15 protein-coding genes and 2 pseudogenes are annotated in these 24890 nt (G+C 70.7%); 7 read left to right on the top strand and 10 right to left on the bottom strand.

Annotated features, from left to right (window positions below):
- Window positions 1-113 precede the first annotated feature (113 nt).
- On the bottom strand, window positions 114-578 hold the full coding sequence (locus tag ACWGDE_RS16265; RefSeq protein WP_453389642.1) for a hypothetical protein: 465 nt from the start codon (window positions 576-578) through the stop codon (window positions 114-116).
- A 30-nt stretch (window positions 579-608) separates the two neighbouring features.
- Between ACWGDE_RS16265 and ACWGDE_RS16260 the strand changes: the two genes are divergently transcribed.
- Window positions 609-731: a hypothetical protein gene (locus tag ACWGDE_RS16260; protein ID WP_453389641.1), complete on the top strand. Its 123-nt coding sequence runs from the start codon at window positions 609-611 to the stop codon at window positions 729-731.
- Here the strand turns inward: ACWGDE_RS16260 and ACWGDE_RS16255 are convergent.
- A pseudogene (locus ACWGDE_RS16255) lies at window positions 716-832 on the bottom strand (hypothetical protein); the annotation flags it as partial. The gene ACWGDE_RS16260 and the pseudogene ACWGDE_RS16255 sit on opposite strands and share 16 nt — an antisense overlap.
- A gap of 541 nt (window positions 833-1373) precedes the next feature.
- Entirely contained in the window at window positions 1374-1850 is a 477-nt protein-coding gene (locus ACWGDE_RS16250; protein WP_453389640.1) for a hypothetical protein, read from the bottom strand.
- Window positions 1851-2014: 164 nt separating this feature from the next.
- Here ACWGDE_RS16250 and ACWGDE_RS16245 point away from each other — a divergent pair, with 164 nt between their 5' ends.
- Complete coding sequence (locus ACWGDE_RS16245; protein WP_453389639.1) at window positions 2015-6004, top strand: HEAT repeat domain-containing protein; 3990 nt, start codon at window positions 2015-2017, stop codon at window positions 6002-6004.
- A gap of 28 nt (window positions 6005-6032) precedes the next feature.
- Here the strand turns inward: ACWGDE_RS16245 and ACWGDE_RS16240 are convergent, their stop codons facing one another.
- From ACWGDE_RS16240 to ACWGDE_RS16230, 3 genes are all read right to left on the bottom strand, one after another.
- Window positions 6033-6968: an NUDIX hydrolase gene (locus ACWGDE_RS16240; RefSeq protein ID WP_453389643.1), complete on the bottom strand. Its 936-nt coding sequence runs from the start codon at window positions 6966-6968 to the stop codon at window positions 6033-6035.
- On the bottom strand, window positions 6965-7087 hold the full coding sequence (locus tag ACWGDE_RS16235) for a hypothetical protein (RefSeq protein ID WP_453389638.1): 123 nt from the start codon (window positions 7085-7087) through the stop codon (window positions 6965-6967). Before ACWGDE_RS16235 ends, ACWGDE_RS16240 begins: the two co-directional genes overlap by 4 nt.
- A 125-nt stretch (window positions 7088-7212) precedes the next feature.
- Window positions 7213-7872 carry a LysE/ArgO family amino acid transporter gene (locus tag ACWGDE_RS16230; protein ID WP_453389637.1) on the bottom strand — a complete coding sequence of 220 codons (660 nt, stop codon included), beginning with the start codon at window positions 7870-7872 and terminating at the stop codon, window positions 7213-7215.
- Between the two features lie 70 nt (window positions 7873-7942).
- On the opposite strand from ACWGDE_RS16230, the gene ACWGDE_RS16225 reads away from it, so the two are divergent.
- Together ACWGDE_RS16225 and ACWGDE_RS16220 are read left to right on the top strand one after the other, a co-directional pair.
- Window positions 7943-8404, top strand: a complete 462-nt coding sequence (locus ACWGDE_RS16225; protein ID WP_453389636.1) for a LysR family transcriptional regulator — start codon at window positions 7943-7945, stop codon at window positions 8402-8404.
- Window positions 8405-8548: 144 nt separating this feature from the next.
- Complete coding sequence (locus ACWGDE_RS16220; protein WP_453389635.1) at window positions 8549-8941, top strand: TOBE domain-containing protein; 393 nt, start codon at window positions 8549-8551, stop codon at window positions 8939-8941.
- A 21-nt stretch (window positions 8942-8962) separates the two neighbouring features.
- Here the strand turns inward: ACWGDE_RS16220 and ACWGDE_RS16215 are convergent, their stop codons facing one another.
- Window positions 8963-9556 (bottom strand): hypothetical protein, encoded by a 594-nt coding sequence (locus tag ACWGDE_RS16215; protein ID WP_453389634.1) that lies wholly within the window; start codon window positions 9554-9556, stop codon window positions 8963-8965.
- Window positions 9557-9704: 148 nt separating this feature from the next.
- On the opposite strand from ACWGDE_RS16215, the gene corA reads away from it, so the two are divergent.
- Complete coding sequence (gene corA / locus ACWGDE_RS16210; protein WP_453389633.1) at window positions 9705-10787, top strand: magnesium/cobalt transporter CorA; 1083 nt, start codon at window positions 9705-9707, stop codon at window positions 10785-10787.
- Between the two features lie 76 nt (window positions 10788-10863).
- Window positions 10864-11325, top strand: a pseudogene (locus tag ACWGDE_RS16205) (IS256 family transposase); the annotation flags it as partial.
- A gap of 668 nt (window positions 11326-11993) precedes the next feature.
- On the opposite strand, the gene ACWGDE_RS16200 reads toward ACWGDE_RS16205, so the two are convergent.
- From ACWGDE_RS16200 to ACWGDE_RS16190, 3 genes are all read right to left on the bottom strand, one after another.
- Window positions 11994-12317 (bottom strand): hypothetical protein, encoded by a 324-nt coding sequence (locus tag ACWGDE_RS16200; RefSeq protein ID WP_453389632.1) that lies wholly within the window; start codon window positions 12315-12317, stop codon window positions 11994-11996.
- A 309-nt stretch (window positions 12318-12626) separates the two neighbouring features.
- Window positions 12627-13052, bottom strand: coding sequence for a hypothetical protein (locus ACWGDE_RS16195; protein ID WP_453389631.1), 426 nt, complete (start codon window positions 13050-13052; stop codon window positions 12627-12629).
- A gap of 136 nt (window positions 13053-13188) precedes the next feature.
- On the bottom strand, window positions 13189-19770 hold the full coding sequence (locus tag ACWGDE_RS16190; RefSeq protein WP_453389630.1) for an RHS repeat-associated core domain-containing protein: 6582 nt from the start codon (window positions 19768-19770) through the stop codon (window positions 13189-13191).
- Window positions 19771-20211: 441 nt separating this feature from the next.
- Between ACWGDE_RS16190 and ACWGDE_RS16185 the strand changes: the two genes are divergently transcribed.
- Entirely contained in the window at window positions 20212-24840 is a 4629-nt protein-coding gene (locus ACWGDE_RS16185; protein ID WP_453389629.1) for a hypothetical protein, read from the top strand.
- Window positions 24841-24890 lie beyond the last annotated feature (50 nt).

Below are 24890 nucleotides of genomic sequence, written 5' to 3'. Positions count from 1 at the left end.
AGGCGTGCCCCGGGAGCCCGGCCCGCCGCTCAGAGGGCCTCGGACACCGAGCGGGACGTGCCGGTGACCAGGCCCCGGTGGAGCAGGTCGCCGAGGAAGAGCTCCACGCGCGGTCAGGACTCCTCCGCCACCGCCCCGCGCACCTCCTCCAGGGTGTGCCAGGCCCCGTCCCACAGGGTCTCCAGGACGATGCGGCGGGCCTTGCCGACCTCCCACCGGTAGCCGGCCGCGGTGAACACCGGCCGCTCGTCGGTGCCGCCCTCGACGATCCGGCCCCGGGCGTACGACAGCCGCAGCGCGCCGGGCAGTTCGCCGGGCGCGGCATCCGCGGCCGCCTCCGGAGGCGGGGTGACCGCGTCGGGCAGGCTGGTGTGGATCCGGCGGTTGTCGCGCGCGGCGAGCGAGTCGATGAAGCGGTCGGCGAGACCGGGCCGGGTGAGCATCTCCGACAGGACGTCCTCGGCCACGGCGGTCGGGTAGAGGCGCTCGGCCTCGCGGTCCCGGCGCAGCCACCAGATGCCGCCGAGCACCACCGACGCGACGCCGGTGCAGAAGCCGACGGTGCGCACGTCGGACACGATGAGCAGGCCGCCGAAGAGCGCGAGTTCTTGGTCGTCGCCCTCTCGCTCCAGGCGCTCGCGCCGATCAGCGATCCGGTGGCGAAGCCGCGCAGGTCGTCGTCGCGCCAGGGGTCCGCGCCGAAGACGATGGTCCTGCGCACGACCTGGTAGGGGAACATCAGGATGGCGGCGGTGGAGGCGCAGGCCTGCGCCACCCGCTCGACCACCGGACAGGCCGCACCGTCCCCGAAGCCGAGGCCCCCGTACTCCACGGGCACCTGGACGCCGAGCGCCCCGAGGTCACCGAGGGCGCAGAGCGAGCGCAGCGGCGGCTCGCGGTCTCTTTGTTGTCAGTAGAGCTCGAAGCAAATCGCCGAGGGCGCTCTCGAAGGCGACTCCGGGATTCTTTCGGGCGGGATCGTGAGGGTTACCGGAAATGCTCCTCGTACCCCTTTCCCACTGCAAAAGAATGGCCGTTCGGCGTTTGCGATCTGGACGCTACCCCACGGCAAATCGGTGATCCACTGGCTTCCGGTAACCCAATTGGCCCGGAAGTGCATGGAGTTGGGGTGGAATGTCTCTTTGTCGTTCCGTGACCTCGGGTCGGGATCGGTGCGTGGAGGGTGGAGTTGGAGCGGAGGAGATCCCAGGAGCAAGCAAGAAATGCGCCATAGGGGAGGCCGATCCGGCCGTTAGCGGGTCGAAGCCCGGACGGGAGTGTGGCGTAGGCGAGGTCGAGGCCGACACCGGGCCGCGGGGCGAACGGGGTGGCCGGTGCGTCCCGCGGGGGCAGTGCCGCGTGCGGCTACGCGGTCAGTCGGAGCTGGCTTCCTCGTCGTGCGGTGCCCACAGGGGTGTGCTGCCCGACGCGGGGCCTGCCGTGACCCGCAGGTGGTGGGGGCGGTACGAGTCCTGCGCGTCCTGCGTGGTGTATCCGGCCGATGCCAGGATGGCGGCCATGGCCCCCATCATCGCGGCGTCGATCTCGCTGGAGTGGCGCATCCTGCGGAGGACGGGTTCGTCCGGTTGCTGCAGCTGGGGATCGCTCCGCTGCCAGGCCCGAAAGGTGCGGCTCGTGGACGCGCGCAGGCTCGGGGCGGCCGCCCAGCTCACGAAGACGCCACCGGCGGAATCGGCGCCGTCGTCGATGTCGACCTCCGCACCACCCGAGAAGGAGGAGTCGAGGTCGGGTGCAAGCACCGGCAGACCCGCGGCGGCGAGCTCGTTGCGGACCCGGCGCGCGAGGGTCTCCATGGCCTTGAGTTCCTCGGTGGTCACGGTCTCGAACATCCGCTCAATCTAGCTCCCTGCCCGGGCGGGGAGCGGCCGGGGGAGTGGGCGGGGGAGGCCGCGGGGGACTATGCGGCGGTGGACTTCCGGCGAAGGGGAGCCGCGCCCCGGGATCGGCCGCTAGCGTTCTGGGAACGCTGTGAACCGTGTCGTCTGGAGGCCCCTTGGCCGGGACCGAGGTGCCCGATCCGCTCCCTCGCCGCTCGCTGTGGAAGGCGCCGTGGAGGAGCGGCCCGGAGCCCGCCGCGGAGCCCGCACCCGAGGCTCGGGGCGGAGTGCGGGCGGGTGCCGAACGCTCCGCCGCCGTGGGCGGGAACGCGGAGTACGTCGTGACCGGTGACGGCAACACGTTCAACACGGGCCCCCTGGGGCCGCAGCCGCCCGCCCCGCCTTCCGAACAGGACGTCGCGCGGGCCGTGGTGGACTACGTACGCCGCTTCGAGGAGGAGTACGGGGGGCTGGAACTGCAGGTCCTCGCACCCCGGGCGGAAGAACACCCTGCCGTCCCGCTCTCGGCGGTGTTCGTCGCCCCCTCCGTGCGGGCCGATCCGCCCCCGGTCGAGCTGCCCAGGGAACTGCGGAGACGGCTGGCGCTGTCCGGCGAGCTCCCCGACACGCAGCTCCTGCCGCCCGGAGTGGACAAGGGCGCCGTCGAGCGGCTGCGGAACTCCTACCTCGAACGTCCCGAAGAGCGGGTGATGGAGGTGCTGGCCGGGCCCTCGGGCAGGCGGGTGGTCCTGCTGGGGGACCCCGGGGCGGGAAAGTCGATGCTGGTACGCCATCTCGCCCTCTCGCTGGGCGGCCGGGCGGCCGGCGGTGCGGCCGATGGGGAGAGCGGCACCGAACCCGGCACCGAACCGGGGACCGACCCCGGCGCCGAACCCGGCAGTACCTGGGGCGAGTTGGCCGGACGCGTGCCGCTCGTCGTGGAGCTCCGCCAGTTCGCCGACGCCCGGTGGGGCAACGGCGGCTTCGAGGAGTTCCTCGACCGGCAGCACCGGGCCTTCGGGCTCTCCGTCCCCGCCCCCGTCCGCGAGCGGCTGCTGGCCGAGGGCCGGGCCGTGGTGGTGTTCGACGGTCTCGACGAGGTGTTCGCCCCCGAGGCGAGGAAGGAGACCGCGCGGCGCATCGCCGCGTTCGCCGCCCGCCACCCGTCGGCGCGGATCGTGGTGACCTCGCGGATCATCGGCTACGTGCGCACCGTCCTCGACGGCGCGGGCTTCTCGCACTTCACGCTGCAGGACCTGGACCCGGAACTGATCGCGGAGTTCACCGACCTCTGGTACCACCACGCGTACCCGGACGACCGGGCGCGCGCCGACGGACTGACGGAGCGCATCACTTCGGCCCTGGAGGCCTCGCGACCACTGCTGGAGGTGGCGGGGAACCCGCTCCTGCTGACGATCCTCGTGATCATGGGGAGCCGGGGTCCCCTTCCGCGCAACCGGCGGGACGTCTACGAGCACGCCGTCGAGGTCCTCGTCGAACAGTGGGACCAAGCCGCCAAGTTCCTCAAGGCGCCGCTGACCCCGCCCGTCGCCGAGGCGCTGGAGGTGCTCGGGCCCGGCGAGCGGCTGGCTCTGTTGCGCCGGCTGGCCCGCACCCTCCAGGAGGGCAGCGACGGCGTCGCCGGCAACCACATCGACGCGAGCGGTCTCCAACGGTTCTTCCGCGATCATCTGGGGCGGTACGGGCTGCCGGCCCTGCACGCCGCGGCCGCCGCCCGGGCCATGGTCACGCAACTGCACGAACGCAACTTCATCCTGTCCTGCTACGGCGGCACCGTCTACGGATTCGTGCACCGGGCCTTCCTCGAACACCTGGCGGCGGCGGACATCGCCCACCGCTACCGGGAGGAAGGGGAGTGGACGTCCGGGGAGTTGATCGAGCAGGTCGTCGCGGCCCGGGCCGCCGATCCCACGTGGCACGAGGTCCTGCTCCTGCTCATCGGGCAGTTGGACGCCGCGGACGCGACGGCTGCCGTCGACCGGCTCCTCGGTCTGCACGCCCGGCGCACGGACGCGGACGACGCGAGCCTCGTGGTACTGGCCCTGCGGGCACTGGCCGAAATGGGCGAGAGCGGGGTGCCTGCGCCCCAGAGCGTCGCCGTCGTCGACGCCGTGACCGCGGCCCTGGAGGTACGGGGTTCGAGGGGCCCGTGGCTGCTGGGTGAAGCGGCGTCCGCGCTGGGGGCGTTGGGCCGGTACTCGGCGGGGCGCGAACGCTACCTGCGCTGGTACCGCTTGAGCGGCCAGTTCTCCGCCAGTGACGAGCCGGCCGCTCTTCTGGCTTTCCATCTCCGGCTCGACGACGACGAGTTGACCACCCTCGCCCGCGGCAGCTACCACGGGCTCGACCGGCTCTTCCTCCTCTACGAACGCGGTCGGCGCCGCCCGGACGAACCGGACGAAGAGGTCCGCGAAAGGGTCGCCCGCGAGGCGGCGACCGGGGGGAACGGCAGGGTCCGGGCCATGGCGCTGGAAGTGCTCGGCGAGCTGTGGGCCGACCGCGAGGACGTCCGTACCTTCCTGACCGGCCTCGCGGCCGAGGACCCGCACCAGCGTGCCCGGACCGCCGCACTCGAAGGCCTCGCCCTCGGCCGGCCCGAGGACGCGGAGGTCCGGAGTCTGGTCATGGGCGCCGCCGTGGGCGATGACCACCCGTTCGTCCGCGGCGACGCCATGCGGACCATGGGCCGGCGGTGGAGCGCGAACGAGGAGGTGCGGGGCCTGCTCATGCGGCGGGCCCGTGAGGACGACGACGGGAACACCAGGAGCACGGCACTGCGGGTGCTCACGCAGTACGCGCGTGGCCACCGGGACGTCCTCGACTTCCTGACCCGGTGCGCGGCCGACGACGGCGAACCGGAACTGTCCTGCAGCGCCGTATGGCATCTCCGTGACGAGGTGCCGCGCAATGCCGACGTCCGCGCGCTCCTGGTCCGCAGGGCCGAGGACGCGGCGGCGCACGACGAGGTGAGCACCAAGGCCTTGAACGTGCTGGGCAGTCAGGGGCCGGGACACACCGGAGTCCGCGAGGTGCTCAAGCGCGCCGCCCGCTCGAGCCGGTCCCCGGAGGCGCGCTCGGCCGCCCTCCGTTCGCTGGGAGAGCACTGGTCGGACCACGAAGGCGTCCGCGAGCTCGTCCTGCGCCGGGCCCGCGAGGACCCCGAGCCGGCGGTGCGCAGCACCGCCGTCCAGGTCATGGGTGAGCGCTACCCGGGGCACGACGAGGCCCGCGAGGTCCTGATCCGCTGCATGGACCCCACCGCCGCCCCCTACGACGAGGACGTCAGCCGAAACGCCCTGTGCGAACTGGCCGAGCACTGGGCCGGCCGGCCGGAGGTCCGCGAACTGCTCGTCCGGGTCTGTCCCCGAGAGCCCAACGTGCACGCCTACGCGACCGTGCTGCGTGCCCTGGCGGAGCACTGGTCCGGCCGGAGGGACGTCCACGAGCTGATCCTCGGAGCCGCCGGCCACGCGGACCGCCTCGCCTGCGCGACCGTGCTGGACGTACTGGAGGACCACTGGCCCGACCACGACGACGTACGCGCCGCCCTGATGCGGACGGCGGCCGACGCTGCCGGCGACTGGCTCGTCGGCAGCGGCGCCCTGAAGGTGCTGACGAAACGGTGGGCCGATCGGGCGGACGTCCGGGAGTTCCTCCTGAGCGTCGCCGAGGACACCTCGCACCGCTTCCGGGACACCGTACTGAACGCCCTGGGCCACTACTGGGCTCACCGGGAGGACGTCCGGGACGTGCTGACGCGCGCCGTCTCCGGCCGGCCCGACGACCCGGTCGGCGCCGACGTGGTCAAGGCGCTGGGCCGCCGCTGGGCCGGGCACCCGGACGTACGGGCCGCCCTGCGCCGGTGTGCGGTGGCCGATCCGCAGCCGGAGGTCAGGTTCGCGGCGCTGCGCTGGTGGGTGGTGCGGGCCGGCGAGGAGGAGGGGGAGGCCCTGGCCCGCGCCCGTGCGGTGGACGAGCCGGACGCGGAGTTCCGGCGCAGGGTCGTGCACATGCTGGCGCTGGGATGGCCGTCGAGCCCGCGGGCCGCCGCGGTGCTCCGGGACCGTGCGCTGAGGGACGAGGACGAGCGGATCAGGGCCGTCGCGGAGGACCTGCTGGGGATCATGGTGGCCCCGGCCGGGTGAGGGCGCCGGGGCCGGTCGGTCGGTCCGGTCAGTCCGTCGGCACCGGGCGGCCCGCGTGGAGTTCGAGGGGGCCGGTGTCCGTGCCGCGCGCCCCGAGGCTCGCTTCGATCTGGCGGCGGAGGGCGGGTTTGACGAACCGCGGGAGCTCGGCCGGGAGCACCGCCCGCCACTGCAGGAGCTCCCTCTCGGGCAGGCGGATCCGGCCCAGGGCGGCGGAGTCGAGGGTGCCGCCGTCGTAGAGGAAGCGGACACGGGCCGGATGGCCGGGCCGGTGGGACCAGTTGACGGCGAGCAGCCGGCCCGGGGCCAGGTCCAGGCCGAGCTCCTCGAGCACCTCGCGCCGGGCAGCGGTGCGCGGGATCTCGCCGAGGTCGCTGTCGATGCCGCCGCCCGGCAGGTGCCAGTGGTCCGGGTCCCCGTAGGCGGGCTGCACCAGCAGGACCCCGCCCGCCGGGTCGGTGAACAGCACGCTCGCCGCCGTGAGCGCCTTGGGGCGGGCGGCCCGGTGGTCGGCGGAGTCGAAGGCGCCGGAGTGCTCCAGTTCCGCCCGGCGCGCCGGGTCCAGGCCGGCCGGGGAGCCGGGCTGGGGGACACCGCCGATCAGGTGCGCGAGGGAGCCGGCGTACAGGGCCGCCAGGGCGGCGCGCAGACGGGGCGCGTTCCGGGCGGGCAGGGCCTCGTACGCCTCGTCGGGGGTGAGCCAGCGTGCCTCGGTCACCTCGCCGTCCGGGAAGGAGATCGCGGCGGCCTGCTCGGGGGTGAGCGGGCCGACGAGGTGGACGTGGACGACGAGGGAGCGGCCCAGCGGGCCCGGCGGGCGGGAGTCCACGGCGAGCAGCCGCCCGACCGGCACGCTCAGGTCCAGCTCCTCCTTCAGTTCGCGGGCCAGCCCCTCCTCCGGCGTCTCGGTGTCCGCCACGTTCCCGCCCGGCAGCTCCAGGTCCGTCTTGTACGAGGTGGTCAGTACGAGGACCCGCCCGCGCGCGTCCAGTACGACCCCGGTGGCGGCCAGGAGGGGGGGGCCGACTGGGCGGCGTAGTAGGCGCGGACCGAGTCGGTGTAGCGGGAGGGATCATCCGGCACGGAGGGCTCCTGGAGGGGTGGGGCGGGCGGGGCGCGGCCGCGCACGGGATGCGGGGCACGGTGATCCGTACCCAATCGGGGAGCGTCCATGGGGTGGACCTGGAGGGGCGGCGGCGGTGCGGGGGTCAGGCCCGGGCGAGGAGCAGGCCGCCCATCGTGACCATGGTCGCGGCGACGAGCCCGTCCAGCACCCGCCAGGCGGAGGGCCGGGAGAGCGGGCCGCTGAGCAGCCGGGCTCCGTAGCCGAGCGCGCCGAACCAGGTCAGGCTCGCCAGACAGGCTCCGACGCCGAACGCCCAGCGCAGGTCGCCCCGGTCGGCGGCGAGGGAGCCGAGCAGCAGGACGGTGTCGAGGTACACGTGCGGGTTGAGCCAGGTCATGGCCAGGCAGGTCAGCACGGCGCGGCGGGCGGTGGAGCGGCCGCCGACGGAGGCGCGGCCCGAGCCGGCGCCCGTGCCGTCGGCCCCGGCGGTGAGCGCGGCGCCGGGGCCGGGGCGCAGCACCCGGCGGGCGGCGAGGACTCCGTACCCGACGAGGAAGGCGCCGCCGACGAGTCCGACCACGGTGAGGGCGGGCGGCCAGGCCGTGACGAACGCGCCGACGCCGGCCACGCCGAGGGCGATGAGGACGGCGTCGGAGAGGGCGCAGATGGCGACCACGGCGAGGACCGAGTGGCGGCGCACGCCCTGGCGCAGGACGAAGGCGTTCTGGGCGCCGATGGCGACGATGAGGGAGAGTCCGGTGCCGAAGCCCGCGAGGCCCGCAGGGATGATGCCGTGTGTCATGGGTCCGACCGTAGACAGCGGCCACGTGAGTAGTACAGCTAAAGATTCTTACGTAGCATTAGGCATTGTGATGGACGAGCTGCCTGTGGACCAGGTACGGACGCTGCTCGCGGTGATCGACGAGGGCACCTTCGACGCGGCGGCGGCCGCCCTGCACGTGACCCCGTCGGCGGTCAGCCAGCGCGTCAAGGCGCTGGAGCAGCGGACCGGACGCGTGCTGCTGATGCGGACCAAACCGGTACGGGCGACCGAGTCGGGGGAGGTCGTCGTCCGCTTCGCGCGACAACTGGCCCGGCTGGAGCGCGACCCCACCTCGGAGGGGTTCTGCGACGCGGCGGTCGCCGGGCTGGGCTGGGCGATGGTGCCGGAGGCCCAGGCGGCGCCGTTGCTGGAGGCCGGGAAGCTGGTGCTGATCGCACCGGGGCGGACCTCGGACGTACCGCTGTACTGGCAGCAGTGGAAGCTGGACTCGCCGGCGCTGTCGATGGTGGCGGACGCGGTCGCCCGCGCGGCGGCGGAAGCCCTGCGCTGAGTCCCGCCACGGCGATCCCGGTGAGCCCGGCGATCCCGGAGGCTCGCGGCAGGGCCCGGGGCGGCTCGGGGCCGGGCGGCTCGGGCCGGGCGGCTCGGGCCGGGCGCCGCTCTCCCGGCCGGGGCCAGGGCATAGGCTTCCGGCATGGAGTCCTACACGATCGGCCAGGCGGCGCGGCTGCTCGGCGTCAGCGTTGACACGGCCCGGCGGTGGGCCGACGCGGAGCGGTTCCCGACGCGTCGGGAGGGCACGCGGCGCATGGTGGACGGGCCAGACCTGGCCGCCTTCTGCGTGGAGGCCGCGCAGGAGGGCGCCGAGGGCGAGGAGGCCCCGTACACCTCGGCGCGCAACGCCTTCCCCGGCATCGTGACCGGCGTGAAGCTGGGCACGGTCGACGCGCAGGTGGAGATCCAGGCCGGTCCGCACCGCATCGTGTCGCTGCTGACCCGCGAGGCCGTGGAGGAACTCGGCCTGGAGGTGGGGGCGCGGGCTACGGCGCGGGTGAAGTCGACGAGCGTCTTCATCGACCGCACGTGAGCCCCGCCGCCCGGCCGGTCCTCAGCGTACGGACCACTTGAGGTAGGCGGCGGCCTCGCGTGCCGAGTCGAGGGCTCCGGAACGGGCGGCCGCGCGGTCGGTGTCGGCGCGGGTGTAGGTGACGTTCACGACCATGTTGCTCAGCCGGAAGCAGACCTGGGCGACGGCGGGGCGTTCGGGGTCGGACGTCCGGAAGCGCAGGAACGCCTCGTCGCCGATGCCGACGACGTCCTCCGGGGCGGCCTTCTCCCAGATCATGTTGTCGTTGCGGTCCTCGCGGAGGGACTTGGCGGCGAGGTCCTCGGTGAGGACGAAGGACTGCAGGAAGACCCCGGCCCTCTTCGCGCCCTCCTCGCGCGGCGCGGACCAGCTGCACGATCCCTTTTCCTCGCGGCCGCCGTAGGAGGTGGGCACCAGCCGGTGGATCGTCCCGGGGGACACCAGCGCGCAGCCGTGGGGCTCGGCCGTGAAATCGCCCGGGTGGGTCCGCTGCCAGTGCTTCCACCCCGCGAAGGACAAACCGGTCACGAGGACCACGCCGAGCAGGACGAACGCGACCAGCGAGGCTCGTTCACGGAAGGTGGGGCGCGCGGGTCTGCCGGGGGGTGTGGTCACCGCGGCAGCATAGGGGCCGGGTACGGGAACCGCACAAACGTTTCCGCCGGAGCCGCCCCCCGGATGCCCGGCCCGCCCGGCGGCGGGCCTCGCCCGGTCCGGTGGCAGACTGGCCGGTGTTCAGCCGAAGGGGAGTACGTCCTTGTCCATGTTCAGCAACCTGCGCCGGGCCGTGCGCCGCGGCTACCGCCGGGCCGTCGACCTCAGCCACCCCGCGCGCTCTCCGCTCGGCAGCGCCGTCGTCAACTGCGTCGTCTACCGCGACGGCGTGCGCCAGGACGGCTGCGCCGACGCCGCGGAGGCGCTGCGCCGCGTCCGCAAGACGGGCGACTCCTTCGTCTGGATCGGCCTGCACGAGCCCTCGCAGACCGAGCTCGCCGGACTGGCCGAACTGTTCGGCCTGCACCCGCTCGCCGTCGAGGACGCGGTCCACGCGCACCAGCGGCCCAAGATCGAGCGCTACGACGAGACCCTCTTCGCCGTGCTCAAGACCGTGCGCTACGTGGAGCACGAGGAGCTCACCGCGACCAGCGAGGTCGTGGAGACCGGCGAGCTCATGGCCTTCGCGGGCGACGACTTCGTCATCACCATCCGGCACGGCGGCCGCGGCACCCTCGGACCGGTCCGCGAGGCCCTGGAGGCCACCCCCGACCACCTGGCCAAGGGGCCGGTCGCGGTCCTGCACGCGATCGCCGACCACGTGGTCGACGAGTACGTGGCCGTCACGGACGCGGTGCAGAACGACATAGACGCCGTCGAGACCATGGTGTTCAGCGAGCACGGCGGGCGCGGCGACGCCGGCCGGATCTACCAGCTCAAGCGCGAACTGCTGGAGCTGCGGCGGGCGGTGGCCCCGCTGAGCCGGCCGCTCCAGCAGCTGAGCACGCAGCCGATACCGGTGATCCCGCCGGAGATGCGCACGTACTTCCGTGACGTCGCCGACCACCTCACCCGCGCCACCGACCAGATCGGCGCGTACGACGCCCTCCTCGACTCCATCCTCCAGGCCCACCTCGCGCAGGTGACCGTCGCCCAGAACGAGGACATGCGCAAGATCACCGCATGGGCGGCCATCGTCGCCGTTCCGACGATGGTCTGCGGGGTGTACGGCATGAACTTCGACAACATGCCGGAACTGCACTGGACTTACGGGTACCCGATCGTCGTCGGCGTGATGGCCGTCGCCTGCTTCGTGATCCACCGGGGGTTCCGGCGCAACGGCTGGCTCTGAGCGCGGGGTCCGTCAACGGACCCCTCCAACGGGCAACGTCAACGGACCCCGAGGGCCCCGGGCCGGGACTGTCCGGAAGGGCGACCGGGCCGGGATCGGGTCGGGCAACTCCCGCAACGGCACGTCACGGAAGCGGATCCTGGCCGACGTAGGAGCGGTGGAACTGGACATCCCCCGTGACCGCGCCGGCACCTTCGTCCCGCAGATCGTGCCCAAGCATCAGCGGACGGGCGGAGGGCTTCGGCGAAGCACTCCTGTCCCTCTACGCGAAGGGCCTCGCGACAGGCGAGATCCAGGCACATCTCGTGGAACTCTACGACGTGGACGTCTCGCGAGAGACGATCTCGAGGGCCACCGACAAGGTCAGCGCCGAACTGGACGCCTGGCGCAACCGGCCGCTGGACCGGGTCCACGCCGTCATCATGATCGACGCGATCGTCTGAAGATCCGCGACGGCGCGGTCGCCAACCGGGGGGTCTACATCGCGGTGGGAATCAACCTCGAAGGCGAGCGGGACATCCTGGGCATGTGTCGTGGTCGTTCCGTCCCCACCCTCGCTTGCGCGACCGGGCCCCTTCCCGGTCGCGCAACTATCACCCGCAAATGGGAAGCCGTCAATCCGTCGCATTGGCCTGGGAGTGGCTCCGGTTGCATCTTCCACCTGGCCTCTGGGGTGAACTCGACGACGCACGTTTCGAAGATCGCCCGCGTCTCCGTGCGCCCCACTCCGCACCCGCTTCCGAGGGGCGCCCCCGTCCCCTCCTCGACCGGCACACCATCCTCTATCCGGGGGAGGCCGTTCCCACGGAGGCGGACGCACCGGCGTACACCCGTGCGGACTTCGAGGTGTCGGCGAGCACGGCGCAGCGCCTTCGCGAGAAGGCCGCGCCCGCCAACACCAACCGCAACTACACCAGCCAGCGCGAGAACTTCGCCGAGTGGTGCGAGGCGATGGGCCGGGTGGCGCGGCCCTGTACGACGGCCACGTACGTACTCGAAGACCGACCCGGAAGGGAAAGGGGAGAGCATGTTCATCCCGGCCGACCCCGAGGACCCGCGCTACGACCCGGTCGCGGCCGTACGGGACTGGCTGACCTCCCTGCACCGCATGGGAGTGCACGAGGGGCCGTCACCGGCGACGCCCTCAACGACTGGGTCCGCCACCGAGCCTACCTGGCCGGGCTCCCCGTCCGGCACCTGGTCACCTCACACGGCCTGCGCCGCGGGGGAGCCCAGGACATCGCCGACGCCGGCGGCGACCCCACCCACCAGGGCCGCTGGAAGCCCGGCTCCGCAACGGTCAAACGCGAATACCTGGACCGCGCCCAGAACCCGTGGCACCAGGTGCGAGCCGCGCGCCGCCACGGCATGGAAGGGGACCAGCGCGAAGCCACAGCCGCCGAGCCCCTCGTCGAGATCCGAGGCGACCTCATCGGCCGGATCGCAGAGGCCGGACAGGAAGGCTGGCTCGGCGAGATCGGAGGACTTGAGATCAGCCGGCACGTGGTCGGAGTAATCGTCGCCTGCCATGGATTGGTTGACCCAGCGTTCGCGTACTGCTCCAGTTCGGTTCTCGGCGGCGTCCAAGGCGTCGAGGGGGCGTTCGTGGTTGCCACGAGGAGGCCGAACTCTTCTTCCTCGCCCTCGAACAGCGGTGGCGCCCTAGGTCGCCGCGGAGGAAGCCGGCGAAGCCGCTGACGGGCTTGGGCGCGTCCTGCTCGGCCTGGCGGATCCATTCGGTCAGGACGAAGCCGGGCCGGTGGCGGCCACGGACGGAAACGACCTCTGAGCGGTGCCCATCGGGTTGGGCACCGGTCAGCTCCTCGCCGATGGCCGGTCTCAGCCCCGGAGCACCGACGCGAGGTCGACTCGTTCCATCTGCTCCAGACAGCGACCGATCTCGGTGACCAGGTCGTCGCCGCTCACCGGGAACTCCTCCGGACCGGTCGACAGCAGCTCCATGAAGACCTCGTCGTCGTCCTCCAGGTTGATGCTCGCGAGCATGTCGACCGCCTCCCCGCCGAACCTGATGGCGAGTTGGAAGATCACGCAGATGCCGTTGGCCAGGACGATCACCTGGCCGTCGGCGTACGAGGCGAGGTCCGGGTCATCCGAGTACTGCCAGGTGGGACCGAGCGATTCGCGCTGCTGTACCACGCCGGCGGCTGCCCGTTCCTCCCAGGAGCGGGCCAGCGCCTTGAGCCTGAAGTGGGTGTCCCTGAGGGCCACCGCCAGCGCGACCGAGGCCCGCCCCGTGTCATCCATCCCGACAGCTCCTCGTGCCCTCGATGGCTCTGATGTCGCGGCCATTATCGCAGGTCACGACCGGTGGGGGCAATGAACGCCGTACGGGCCGGCCAGGGCGACCGAATGGTCCCCCTGGCCGGCCCGTACGGATCGGTCAGGCGTTTTGGAACGCCACACCTCCGGTCAGCGCGCCGGCAACGAAGATGCCGCCGATCACGACTCCGGCCATGACTGTTTCACCCACCTTGCCCCAGTTCACGTTCAGGTTGAAGTTGAAGGAACTCTCCTCCGCCGGGGCCGGCTTCAGGGCCGGAGCCGGCACCGGACGGAAGTCCGGCAGCGGCGTCCGGTAGGTGCGATAGGTGATGATTCCCGCGTTCTCACCGCGCTGGTTCGGGCTGATGGACCCCACCACCATGGTGAGTTCCGGGTCGGTCGGGTGCCAGGTGATCATCGGCGGAATGTAGTAGCCCTTCTTGACCGGGAGCCCGTCGAGCATCCCCGTTCCGCCGGTCATCTTCTTGATGTACTGGTCGAGCTGGCTCGGGCCGGTGTACTCGGCGCGCGCCTTGCCTCCCTTGGTGAGGAGACCGCCGTCCCAGAAGTCCGGAGCCTGGTTCTTGACCTCCCAGACGTAGATCGCGTCCTTCTCTCGGCTCATGATGTCGACGTAGCCGGGGCCGCCCGAGAACATGTGGGGCAGCTTGGGGAAGGCCTTGTCCTGCCCCAGCTGGTCGGACCCCTCGGGCACGGTGTTCGTCGCCCGCTCGCGGATGTCCGTGGTGACACGCCAGCTGTTTCCGAGGCCGTACCGCACGTTGATCGTCGTGGTGAGATAGCTGGCAACCACCTCCACGGCCCAGTTGTGCAGGTTGGTCCAGGAGAACGGCTTGTAGGCGCTGCCCCCGCCACCGGAGCTCCGGTCATCGTCCGGGATCCTCAGACCGCTCGGGTCGGACTTGGTGACCGGGTTGCCGCCGGCATAGGTGTAGCCGCCCAGCTGCTGCGGATCGTCCGCCGAGAACACCGGGTCGATGCTGAGGAACCGGCCGAGCGCCGCGTCGTACTTGCGGGCGCCGACGTCGGTGTACCCGGTCGTACCTGAGAATGGCTTGGCCAGGAACCCGCGGGTGGGGTCCGGCCAACCGGTGGCCGTACCCCGGTTCTGACCGTACGGGGTGTACTGCTTGCGTACCGCCTTCTGGGTGGTGGTGTCGATCGTCAGGGTCGCGGTGTTGTGCGGGTCGGACAGCACGTAGTGCACACCGCCGCCCGGCAGGCTGGACGCGAGCGCGACGGCCTTCCCCGCGAGGGAGTAGGTGCGCACCGCGCCGAGCAGCACGTTCGGGGTGGCCGAGGTGTTGACCACGATCTCGGTGTCACCGGCGTGCAGGGTGGTTTGACCGGGATCGCGACGGATCAGCTGGTTTCCGTCGGCGTCGTAGACGAACTTGGCAACGGTGGTGCCGCCCTGAGTGATCTGGTCCACACGGCCTTCGGAGTCCCAGTGCAGTGCCTGGGCCGGCCCCGCGCTGGGCGTCCGTCCCACGATGGAGCCCATCGCGTCGTAGCTGAACGACGTCGTGGTGGTGCCGCCGGGGCCGGTTGTGCTGGTGCCCGTGAGGGTGTGCGGCTGCGGGCCGTTGGGGCACTGAGTGCTGTTGCCGGTGCAGCCGTTGGTGTAGGCGGTGGTGGTGTCGCCGGCCTGACCGTTGACCGCATGGTCGACGGAGCTGACGCGGTTTCCGATGACGTCGTAGCCGAAGGACTGCCAGTAGGCGGCGGGACCGGTGGCCACACTCGCCGACGTCGGGTTCACCCCGGCTGCCGGGCAGGTGCCGCTCGCGGTCCACGCCTGGGTGAGCCGGTTCAGCGCGTCGTACTGGTAGCACTGGGTGTCCGTGACGGCCGTACCGGTCTCGGACTGCTTGTCGACAGCCGAAAGAGTGTTGCCCGAAGCGTCGTAGGTGTAGCTGATGTCGTCGATCACCGGACCAGGAGCCTGGTTCCGGCTGGTCTGTACGTTGGTCAGCCGCCGGGTCTGGTCGTCGTAGCTGTACGTCGACCAGGCCGGGTTGTTGGACGGGCCGTAGGTGATCTGGGCGGGCTCGCCGTAGTTGGTGTAGGCCACCGGGCCGACGTAGGCGTTGACGCCCTGCATGCTGACGGCGTTGCCGACGACGTTGTAGCCGTAGGAGATGTCCTCGCTCAGCAGTCCCGCGACGCCGGGATCCCGCTGGCCGATCAGTTGCTGGGTGGTGGGCGAGTACGTGTAGGAGGTGGTGTAGCTGGTCGGCAGAGGGGCCTCGCTCGCGGGGAGCGTGATCTTCGTGCCGGTGGGCTTGCCGAGGCTGGTGTAGCCGGTGGGCTGGACGACGTAGGCGCCGGTGGTGCCGGGGACGTAGCGGGCGGAGTAGGTGAGCTTGCCCGCCTGCAGCGTGTCGTACTTCCAGACGCCGAACTTGAAGCTGCCATTGGTCTTGTCGACCGCGGTCAGCTTCCGGCCCAACAGGTCGTAGGTGTAATTCAGTTCGACGTTGCGGACGTCGATCGTGGCGACCTGGTTGCCCGCATCGTCGAACACGTACCGCGCGGTGCCCGCGTCGGGGTCGACCTTCTTGGTCTGGTGTCCCTGGAGGTCGTAGGCGAACTGCCAGACCACCTGGTCCGGGCCGGTGACGGAGATCTGCTGCCCAGCGGCGTTGAAGCCGTACTTCGTGGTGGCCACCACGCCACCCGTGGCGGTGAAGCCGGACAGGGCGGACCCGGTGATCGACGGCGCGCTGGTGTACTGGCCGAGCTCGACCGTACGGCCGCGCGCGTCGGTGACCGCTCGCGTGGTCACACCACCGGTCCGCGGCACGACCACCGTGGAGTCACCGGTGTAAGCGGTGGTGGTGACCATGCCGGGAGTGACGACTCCGTTGTGCTCCTCGCTGACCTGCGTGGCGCGGCCCATGGCGTCGTGCTCGGTCACCGTGCTCGCCGGAACGTTCAGCTGGGCGACCTTCGCGACGACGGGCGCCGGTGACCCCGCGATGTTGTAGGCGTTGTTTGTGCGGACCGTCCAGCCGTGCGAGTCGTACTGGGTGTCCGACACGTTGGTGCTCGAGTTCTCGCCCGGTGCCTGCTTCTGACGCAGCCGCAGCATCGCGTCGTACAGGGCAACCGTCGAGGAGTAGCTGCCGTTCTCCAAGAGCTGTTCGGAGGTGACCGCACTCGCCGTCGTGTTCGACAGCGCGTAGGAGAAGCGGGCGCTGGGGGACTGGTTGGCCGCCTTCGACTGGGTCGGCAGCCACACGTTGGTGAGCCGGCCGAGAGCGTCGTAGGTCAGGTCCGTCCGCATGCCGCTGATGTCGACCTTGGTGATCGGCTGGTTCCGTGCCGGTGCCAGGTCCACCCGGGAGGTCTGGTACGTCGGCGTGGCACCTGCGGTGACCTGGGTCTTGGTCGCGACGGAGGTGGGCAGTGCCCCGGCGGCCGGGGTGTAGGTCGTCGAGACGGTCTGCGCCAGGCTGCTGCCGTCCGGTGCGGTCGAGTTCGGGGTGCGCGTGACCGTCAGCGCACGCCCGTAGCCGTCGTACGTGGTCCGCGCGGTGGCCAGGAAGGACGTGGCGGAGGCGCCGGTCGACGCGTTCGCCGACTCGACCAGGGTGGCATCGGCCTTGACCGGGGCTGCACCGCCTGAACCGTCCACGGCGAACCCGTTGCCGTCGTACGACGTGCGGATGTCCGAGACCAGATCACCTGTCGGTGACGCGCCGGCGGTGGGGCAGTCCTGGGCGTTGGTGACCACCTCGACCGGGACGACCAGCGCCTTCGCCGGGTTGGACAGGTACTTGGTCCAGGTGCACTGAGGGGTGTTGCCCGCGGCACCGATCTCGCCCCGGTCGGCGACCTGCTGGACCATGCCGGTGGTCGGCTGGCCCAAGCTGGTGTTGTAGAAGGTGTCGGTCTCGGTGTTGCGCCAGCCGTACGAGGTGGTGTGGCGCTTGTAGACAACCGAGTCGCGAATGATCTGTGCCGTCAGCGGCCGCAGGCCAGTGCGGTTGCGAGTGGCCGTCGGGCCGATGATCGTCGGGATCGTGACGGTCGATTCCTCGAGCGCCCCACCGTCGCCGTTGAAGTTGGCCGTCTCGAAGACGCGGCCGGCGAGTTCGTTCCTGTCCTCGTAGCTGTGCGCACCGTCCTGCGAGGTGAGGCTGACGCTGGTGCCGCCGGTTCCGTCCGCGGTGTTGTGCGACATACCGCGGAAGTACGTGGTCTTCGAGAGCGTCAGCTGGTCGTAGACGTTGGCGTTGTTGTTGGTGTGCAGGACCCTGGTGTCGCCGCTCCGGGTCTCGACCGTCGCATAGCCGCGGAACTGCGAGTACGTCCTGGCATCGGCCTTGCCCAGCTCACTCTCGTCGTAGTGCCAGGCGGCGCCGCCGAGGTATTTGTAGCTGGTGAGCATGGACGGGTAGGTGCCGTCTTGGTTCTGGGTGTGCAGGTCGTCGGTGCGGACGCTGGCGACCGTGTACTTGTGGAACCAGTCCTTCTGCTGCGTGGTGTAGCCCGGTGGGGTCCACAGGAAGGGATAGCAGGCCATCGTGTTGGCCGTGGGGTCGGACGGCACGTTGGCGGGGGTGCACTCGGTCGGGTTGTAGGTGACCGTGATCTGAGCGCCGGTCTCGGTGACGATGTTCTGGATCCGGTTGTGGTACATCGCCGGCTGGTTGGTGATCGTCCCGACCCGGTTGGGCTTCTGCGCCGGCGGGTCGAAGCTGGTCACCGGCAGCGCGACGGCGGCGCCGCCGCCGGCGCTGGTGTCCAGACCGGTGCGCTGGACCGAGTCCAGCCACAGGGTCGGCGCGTGGTCGCCGCCGTCCGGGAAGGACTGTACGAAGTCCCACTTGTCGACCTGCTGCGTCGCACCGCCGACCTGCACCTGAGTGGTGATCCGAGACAGCCGCTTGCGCGACCAGAACGACGGACCGTGGTTGGTGCAGGACGCGCCCTGCCCGCAGTGCTGGTCGGTCGGCACATCAGGCCACCAGGCCGCATTCGCCGTGGTGAACTGCCCGTCCGCGCAGGTCGCACCGGCCGGCGTGCCGGGGATGCAGCGCTCGGTGACGTCGAAGACGACCTGCTGCGGCGCGGTCGCCGAGTAGACCGTGGAGGCGGTCATACCGTAGTCGATCCGCTGCAGATAGCCGCCCCGGGTGTAGGCGACCCCGGTGTTCTGCGCATTCGCCCCGTAGTAGTTGGTCTCCGGCTGGTAGTAGTACGCAGTCGCGTTGTCGTGCAGATCCACGGTGTAGTCCAGGTTCCACCGCCAACCCTGCGTGCACGAGGACGAGGCGAAACTCGCACCGTGGCACGGTTCGTCAGTGCGCGCGCCGTACACCGGCATGGTGAAGACCGACTTGGTCTCCTGCTTTCCGGCCGCGAAGCCGGGCAGCTGGTTCAGACCGAAGTAGTACTGGACGCCGTTCTCGGTGACACGGAAGTACTCGCCGTTGTAGGTACCGTTCGACGCACCGCCCGACAGGAAGAGCCGCTCGACCTTCTCGGTGGAGGAGTCGCTGGCAGGCCGGAAGCTGGTGCCGTCGTAGACGATCTGCGTCGTCTTGCCGTTCAGCGACAGGGTGAGCACCTGTCCCGCCCAGCAGCGGTCGCCGGAACCCTGCGGCGCGCCGGACCCGGTGTCGCCGGCGCACAGCTTGTAGGAGCGCTCGACGAAGGACTCACCCGATGACCAGCCGTCACCCAGCCATGACGACTGGTTGTTCGTGCCCGCGGTACGGCCGTCCTGCGAGGAGGAGTCGTAGGAGAGCGACACGTCGGGCGAAGCGCCTGCCAGCGCCTTGGGAACCTTGATCGGGTAGGCGTAGGCGAACGCACCCGTACTCCCACCTGCCGACCAGGCGCCCGCGGGGGACAGCGAGGTCGCCGAGTAGGAACCCGAGGAACCGTCGGCGGAGGAGGTCGCGGCCAGCACCATCGCGCCCGAGGACGCCGGAGCGGCCACCGGTCCGGCGGACAGGCTGTTCCGCTGCACAAAGCTGACGCGGTCGCTCTTCGCCGGGGCGACCGTGACGGTCGTGGTCAGCGGGGAGCCCGGCTCGGTCGGCAGTGGGGTCTGGACCTGACACGTGGCCAGGTCCGGTGTGGTCAGCGCGCAGGAAGGCAGCTGCACCAGGTGGAGACGGGATGCGTAATCGCCGCCGAACGCCGCCCGGAAGGATGATGGGTCGACGACGACGGTCGCCTCCCCGGAGCCGGCCGACGTGTCCGCCGGCTCCAGTGAGAACAGCACGCCGTGCACGCCGGCGGCCTGGGCCACCGACTGGTCGGCGCTGGTGACACGGACCCGGGAGAGTTCGCCGCCTCCGCCCTTCGCCAGCGCCGACTTTGCCGTGCCGTGCGGCTTGCCGACGAGGACCGGCAGGTTGCCGGCGCGGGCGAAGCCCTCGGCGACAGGCTCCTTGCCATTCGCCGGGGCGCGCAATACGGCGCCCTTGCCGGTGCCGCTGAGGTCGACCAACGCCGTTGTGGCGGCCGGTAGTTTGGCCGCCGCAGTCGGGGCGTACTTCGCGAACGAGGCCGTCTCGACCGGCTTGCCCGGTTCGGCTCGTTTGAATGGAACCTGCTTTGCCTTCGGAATCGCCGGTGCCTTCGGCGCCGCGACCGAAGCCGCGGGTATCGCGCCGGTGACCAACAGGCTGCCGGCGAGGACGGTCGCGCTCGAACGCAACAGTCCCCGGACGGAATGTCGTCCCGCTGTGCGGAACAGTCCTACCCCCACTGTGACCTCTCTTGGTTTACCCAGGTACATCTGTGCGAGCGACATAGTGTCAGCTCGGTAAAACCTCCGCCGAGTCACGATTCGATCACTGAATTGGCGCCTAGGTGCGGGTATTTGATGACCAATCCGGACAGGCGGGGATCTACGTCCACCGCCGTGAATACGCCAAGCCCGCAGAATGCTCAGCACACGGGCACCCCTGGAAACCAGGTGCCCCAAGGGGATAGGGATCGGTCAGGAATGGGCCTCTTCAAACGAGGTGGCGGTCACCGGCCGCGACTCTCCAGACCATCGCGTCTGGCCGCCAGTGCGACCACCGTCGCACTCGCCGCAGGGCTGCTCACCGGCATAGCGACGCCCGCGCACGCCGCGCCCGCGCCAACGCCCACCGTGCCCTCCGATCTGAAGCGGGCGCCGGTCGTCGACGTCGCCGTGTCGAAGGCTCAGTCGGCAGCTGAGGCGAAGGCGAAGAAGACCGGGAAGCCGGTCGTCGTCGAAGAGCTGACGACCGAGAACGCCGAGACGGTGGCCAACCCGGACGGCACCTTCACACTCAACCAGGCCGCCGGCCCGGTCCGAGCCCGCAAGAACAAGGCTTGGGTGCCGATCGACACCAAGCTCGCCAGGCGCCCCGATGGCACTTTCGCGCCAGGCGCGACTGATGCCGAGGTGGCCTTCTCCGGTGGTGGTTCGGGCCCGCTGGTCACCATGGTGCGGGACGGCAAGAAGGTCTCGCTGACCTGGCCGGCCGTACTCCCCGCGCCCGTGGTCAGCGGAGACACCGCAACTTACCCGGCGATCCTTCCGGACGTGGACCTGACCGTCACCGCACACGCGGACGGCTTCTCCCAGGTCCTGGTCGTCAAGACGCCCGAAGCCGCCGCCAACCCGGCCCTCGCCACCCTCAAGCTGGGCGCCCAGACCGACGGCGTGACCCTCAGCCAAGCCGGCTCCGGTGACGTCCTGGCCCAGGACGGCCACGGCAACACCGTGTTCCGTGCCGACCCGCCGCTCGTCTGGGACTCCGCCGAGAACGCGATGCCCGGTAGCGAGGAGCTGGCGTCCGCCCGCCGAAGCGCCACGGCCACCCTGGTCAAGGACGCCAAGCCCGGCCGTGAGAAGGCCGCCAAGTCCCTTGCCGCCGCCGCAGCGCCGAGCGAGGCTCCCGGCGGCAAGGCGGCCGAGCCGAAGAAGTCCAGCACCGCCGGCCCCGGCGCGGGTGCGCACAGCACCCGGATGGGCATGAAGGTCGGCAAGGGCGAGATCGTCATCTCCCCCGACAGGTCGATCCTGACTGGCAGGGACACCGTCTACCCGCTCTACATCGACCCTGCCTGGTCCGGAAACCCGTCCGTGGTGGCCTGGGCATCGATCAACGACAAGGGCTGGAAGGCCACCACCGGCAACGAGGCAAGAGTCGGCAACATGGGCGACTGGAGCGGCTGCGGCAGCTACTGCTGGTCCGTCCACCGCTCGTACTTCGAGATGAACGCGGACGGCATCCGGGGAGCCAACGTCACCTCCGCCACCTTCCGCCCCTACTTCACCTGGGCCGCCGACTCCGTCGCCCAGCCCACCGAGATCTGGGTCGACACCGACTTCCCCGGCGACCTGAGCTGGGGCAACAAGCCGGGTAATGGCTCCTCCAACTACGTCACCTCGGTGCCCTCCTGCATTGGCCACTACACCACCAGCGGCTGCGCCAAGGGCCCGGTGAACTTCGACGTCACCTCGGTCGCCCAGGGAGCGGCGAACTGGGGCTGGCGCAACCTTGAGGTCGATGCCCACGACGAGTCGAGCAAGTACCAGTGGAAGAAGATCGACCCGACCCAGACCAACTGGTCGGTCACCTACTACCGCGCCCCCTACCTGGACGGCCAGGACTCCACCAGCCCGACCGTCGACGGCCCGGGCGGAACCTTCGTCAACTCCCATAACGTCACCATGAAGGCCACGGGGGGTGGCAGCGGCGGCGAGCAGGTCCAGTCCGGCTACGAGATCTGGAACTGGAACGGCGGTGCCACCAGCGGCGTCGCCGGCGGCTTGTTCAGCTCCTTCACCGCCACCGGCGGCGCCTACACCTACCCCAACCTGGCGGACGGCACCTACGCCTGGCGCGGAGTCACCCACAGCCAGGAAGGCGGGCTCTGGTCCGGCTGGTCCCCCTGGCATGTCTTCACCGTCGACACCTCCCCGCCGCCCACCCCGAACGTCTACTCCCCCGAGTTCCCGAAGGGGCAGTTCGGCGCCGGGTACAGCGACCTGGGCACTTTCAACTTCACCACGAACAGCCAGAACAACGTGGCCGGCTACATCTTCGCCCTCGACGCCGACCTTGGCGGGACGGTCTGGAGCCAGCAGAGCCAGCCGCCCACCTGGAGCCCAGGCCAGCAGATCGTGCGCGGCCAGCAGTACTGGACCTCGGCGAGCAACACCCTGGCCTCGGTTCGGTTCGCTCCCGGACTGGTCGGCCCGCACCATCTCTACGTCAAGGCCGTCGACCAGGCCGGTCTGACCTCGCTCAGCCAGGCCGACCACCAGTTCTGGGCCGGTCTGACCACCCCGACCTACGTCGGCGGTGACAAGCTCGTCAACGGCAACTACGCGATCACCAACGACGACGGCAGCACCTCGCCGACCGTCCCGGCCGGCTCGATCACCAGCGCCGGAGGGCGGCTGGTGACCCAGAACAACTGCTGCTCGGTGCAGTTCTACAGCGGCGCGCAGGCGATCTTCGCCAATGGCAGCGGGTCGATCGCGCCGAACGACACGATGAAGCTCAACTTCGTCCTGCCGCGCACCGGCTACTGGAGCCTCGGCGCGAACCTCACCACCTCGTACGACTTCGCCCAGTACTCGGTGACCCTGGACAAGGGCCAGCCCACCGAGCTCGCCCTGCCCGGCGTGATCGACGCCTACACCGGCAGCGTCGGCCAGCAGTACGTCGACTTCGGCATCCCGAAGACGGCCGCGGGCGACCCGATCGAGCTGAAGCAGGGTGTCGTGCACACCCTGACCTTCACCGTCACCGGCAAGCACGGGTCCTCCGGCGGCTACCAGATCGGCGTGGACGCTCTGCGCCTGGCGCCGGGCAGCGCCACCTGCAAGTTGAACGATCTGACCGCCTGCCTCAACAACACCGCGATCAGTGCCGACAACAACCACGATGCCGCCGACGCCGACGGCAGCGGCAGCAGCTACTCGGCGAGCCAGCTGGCCGCGGCCGGCTGGAACCCCGGCACGAAACTCGCCATCAACGGCGCCCCCATGACCGTGCCGAACTACGCGGTGGGCAAGGGCGACAACATCCTGTCCAGCGGCCAGACCGTTCAGGTCGACGCAAACGACCCGAACAACCACGGCAACTCGGTCGTCTTCCTGGCCTTCGCCACCGGCGGCAGCGCCTACAACGCCAGCGGCACCATCACCTACCCGAAGAAGCCCGACGGCAGCAGCACCTGCGGCCAGACCACCGACTACCCATACAGCCTGGACAGCGTGCCGGACTGGGTCACCGGCAGCGTCCCAGGCCCGGCGATCACCTTCACCGGCCGCAACCGCCCAGGCACCGCCACCGACGGGATGGTGCCGCGGCTGACAGCGATCTCGGTCCAGCTCCCGTGTCCGGGTGTGCCGATCGCGAGCATAGGTCTGCCAGTGGTCACCCCGAAGGCCGTCCCGAGCAACCGGGCTCTGCACATCATGGGCATCGGCCTGCGCCAGTCGGCGTATGTGAACGGCTCGAAGGTCCCGAACTGGACCGGCACCTGGCAAGCCCGCCAGGACTGGAACATGGGCACCTGGACCGACCAGACCATCCGTATCCCGGCCCGCATCACGGTCGGCAACGACAGCAGCGGCAAGGTCCGTATCCGACTGTCGAACGTCCTGGGCAGGTCTCCGGTCACCCTGCCGCACGTCTCGATCGCACCGCAGAGCACCGCAGCCTCCACCGACCGCCCCCCGCTGGCACTGACCTTCGGAGGCTCGCCCTCCGTCACCATCCCGATCGGCGCCGAGGTGATGAGCGACCCGATCAGCCTGGACGTCGCCCAGCAGACGACTCTGCTGGTCAGCCTGCATCTCCAGGGCGCGGTGCCCGACGTGCCGGCACACGGCTCGCCGCAGCAGTCGGTCTGGGCGACCCCGCAGGGCAGCGGTGACCACACCGCCGACGCCTCTGCGAGCGCGTTCACCGTCAGCGTGCCCGGTGTGGCCTACCTGACCGGTGTGGACGTCACCCCGGCCAGCAACGCCGTCGGCGCGCTGGTCCTCTACGGCGACCAGACCGTCAACAGCGACACCACCCTCAGCGACAACGCACACCACCTGAATGACCTGATCTACCAGAAGCTGGTCGACAACTACCTCGCGGCCGACCCGCTCGAGTCGCCCCCGGCCCCGTACGCGGTACTCAATGCCGGCAAGAGCAGCTGGTACCTGCCCAACAATTACCTGCAGCCGCTTTCGGGTTCGGGTCCCACCACGGAGCAGACGCCCAGGAGCTCGGGCAACCCGGTGGACCGCGCGATCCTGGACAACAGCTACGTCCGGGCGGTCCTGCTGTCCACGGGCGCGGCCGACATCCAGAACAACGTCGGCGCGACGGAGGTGCAGAAGCGGCTGGCGGCACTCGCCTACCAGATCAGGGTCCGCAAGTCGGACGACGACCCGACCGGCTGGACCCCGATTCGGGTGCACATCGCCACCATCCCGGCCTGGGCGAACATCACCACCGGCCAGGACACCGTGCGCAAGACGGTCAACAACTACATCCGCTGCGGCGTCTCCAGCCCGGAGGACAACTCCTGCCCGAATGGAGCCAACAACCCGCTCAACGGCAGCGCGGACGTGGCCGTGGACTTCGCCGCGGCGGTCTCGGTCGGCAACACGCCGGGTGGCCTGCTCGACCCTGTCTACACCTGGACCGACGGTGAGGGCCGTGTCCTGCCCACCACCAGCTACTACCAGGCGCTGGCCAACAAGTTCGTGGCCACCGCCCCCGGTGCCACCCCGTGACGCCCTGAACCAGTAGCAGGCGAGGGCTGGCCGTCTCCCCGAGCGGGAGG

The organism is Streptomyces sp. NPDC054956 (assembly GCF_053609185.1).
The sequence above is the reverse complement of the archived record's forward strand: the minus strand, read 5'-3'. Positions and strand labels throughout refer to the sequence as shown.

What these genes read in the sequence shown, in the direction of transcription:
- ACWGDE_RS16225 (WP_453389636.1), top strand. Translation starts at nt 7,943, where the DNA reads ATGGACGAGCTGCCTGTGGACCAGGTACGGACGCTGCTCGCGGTGATC.
- corA (WP_453389633.1), top strand. Translation starts at nt 9,705, where the DNA reads ATGTTCAGCAACCTGCGCCGGGCCGTGCGCCGCGGCTACCGCCGGGCC.
- ACWGDE_RS16230 (WP_453389637.1), bottom strand. Translation starts at nt 7,872, where the DNA reads ATGACACACGGCATCATCCCTGCGGGCCTCGCGGGCTTCGGCACCGGA.
- ACWGDE_RS16200 (WP_453389632.1), bottom strand. Translation starts at nt 12,317, where the DNA reads ATGGCAGGCGACGATTACTCCGACCACGTGCCGGCTGATCTCAAGTCC.
- ACWGDE_RS16250 (WP_453389640.1), bottom strand. Translation starts at nt 1,850, where the DNA reads ATGTTCGAGACCGTGACCACCGAGGAACTCAAGGCCATGGAGACCCTC.
- ACWGDE_RS16220 (WP_453389635.1), top strand. Translation starts at nt 8,549, where the DNA reads ATGGAGTCCTACACGATCGGCCAGGCGGCGCGGCTGCTCGGCGTCAGC.
- ACWGDE_RS16195 (WP_453389631.1), bottom strand. Translation starts at nt 13,052, where the DNA reads ATGGATGACACGGGGCGGGCCTCGGTCGCGCTGGCGGTGGCCCTCAGG.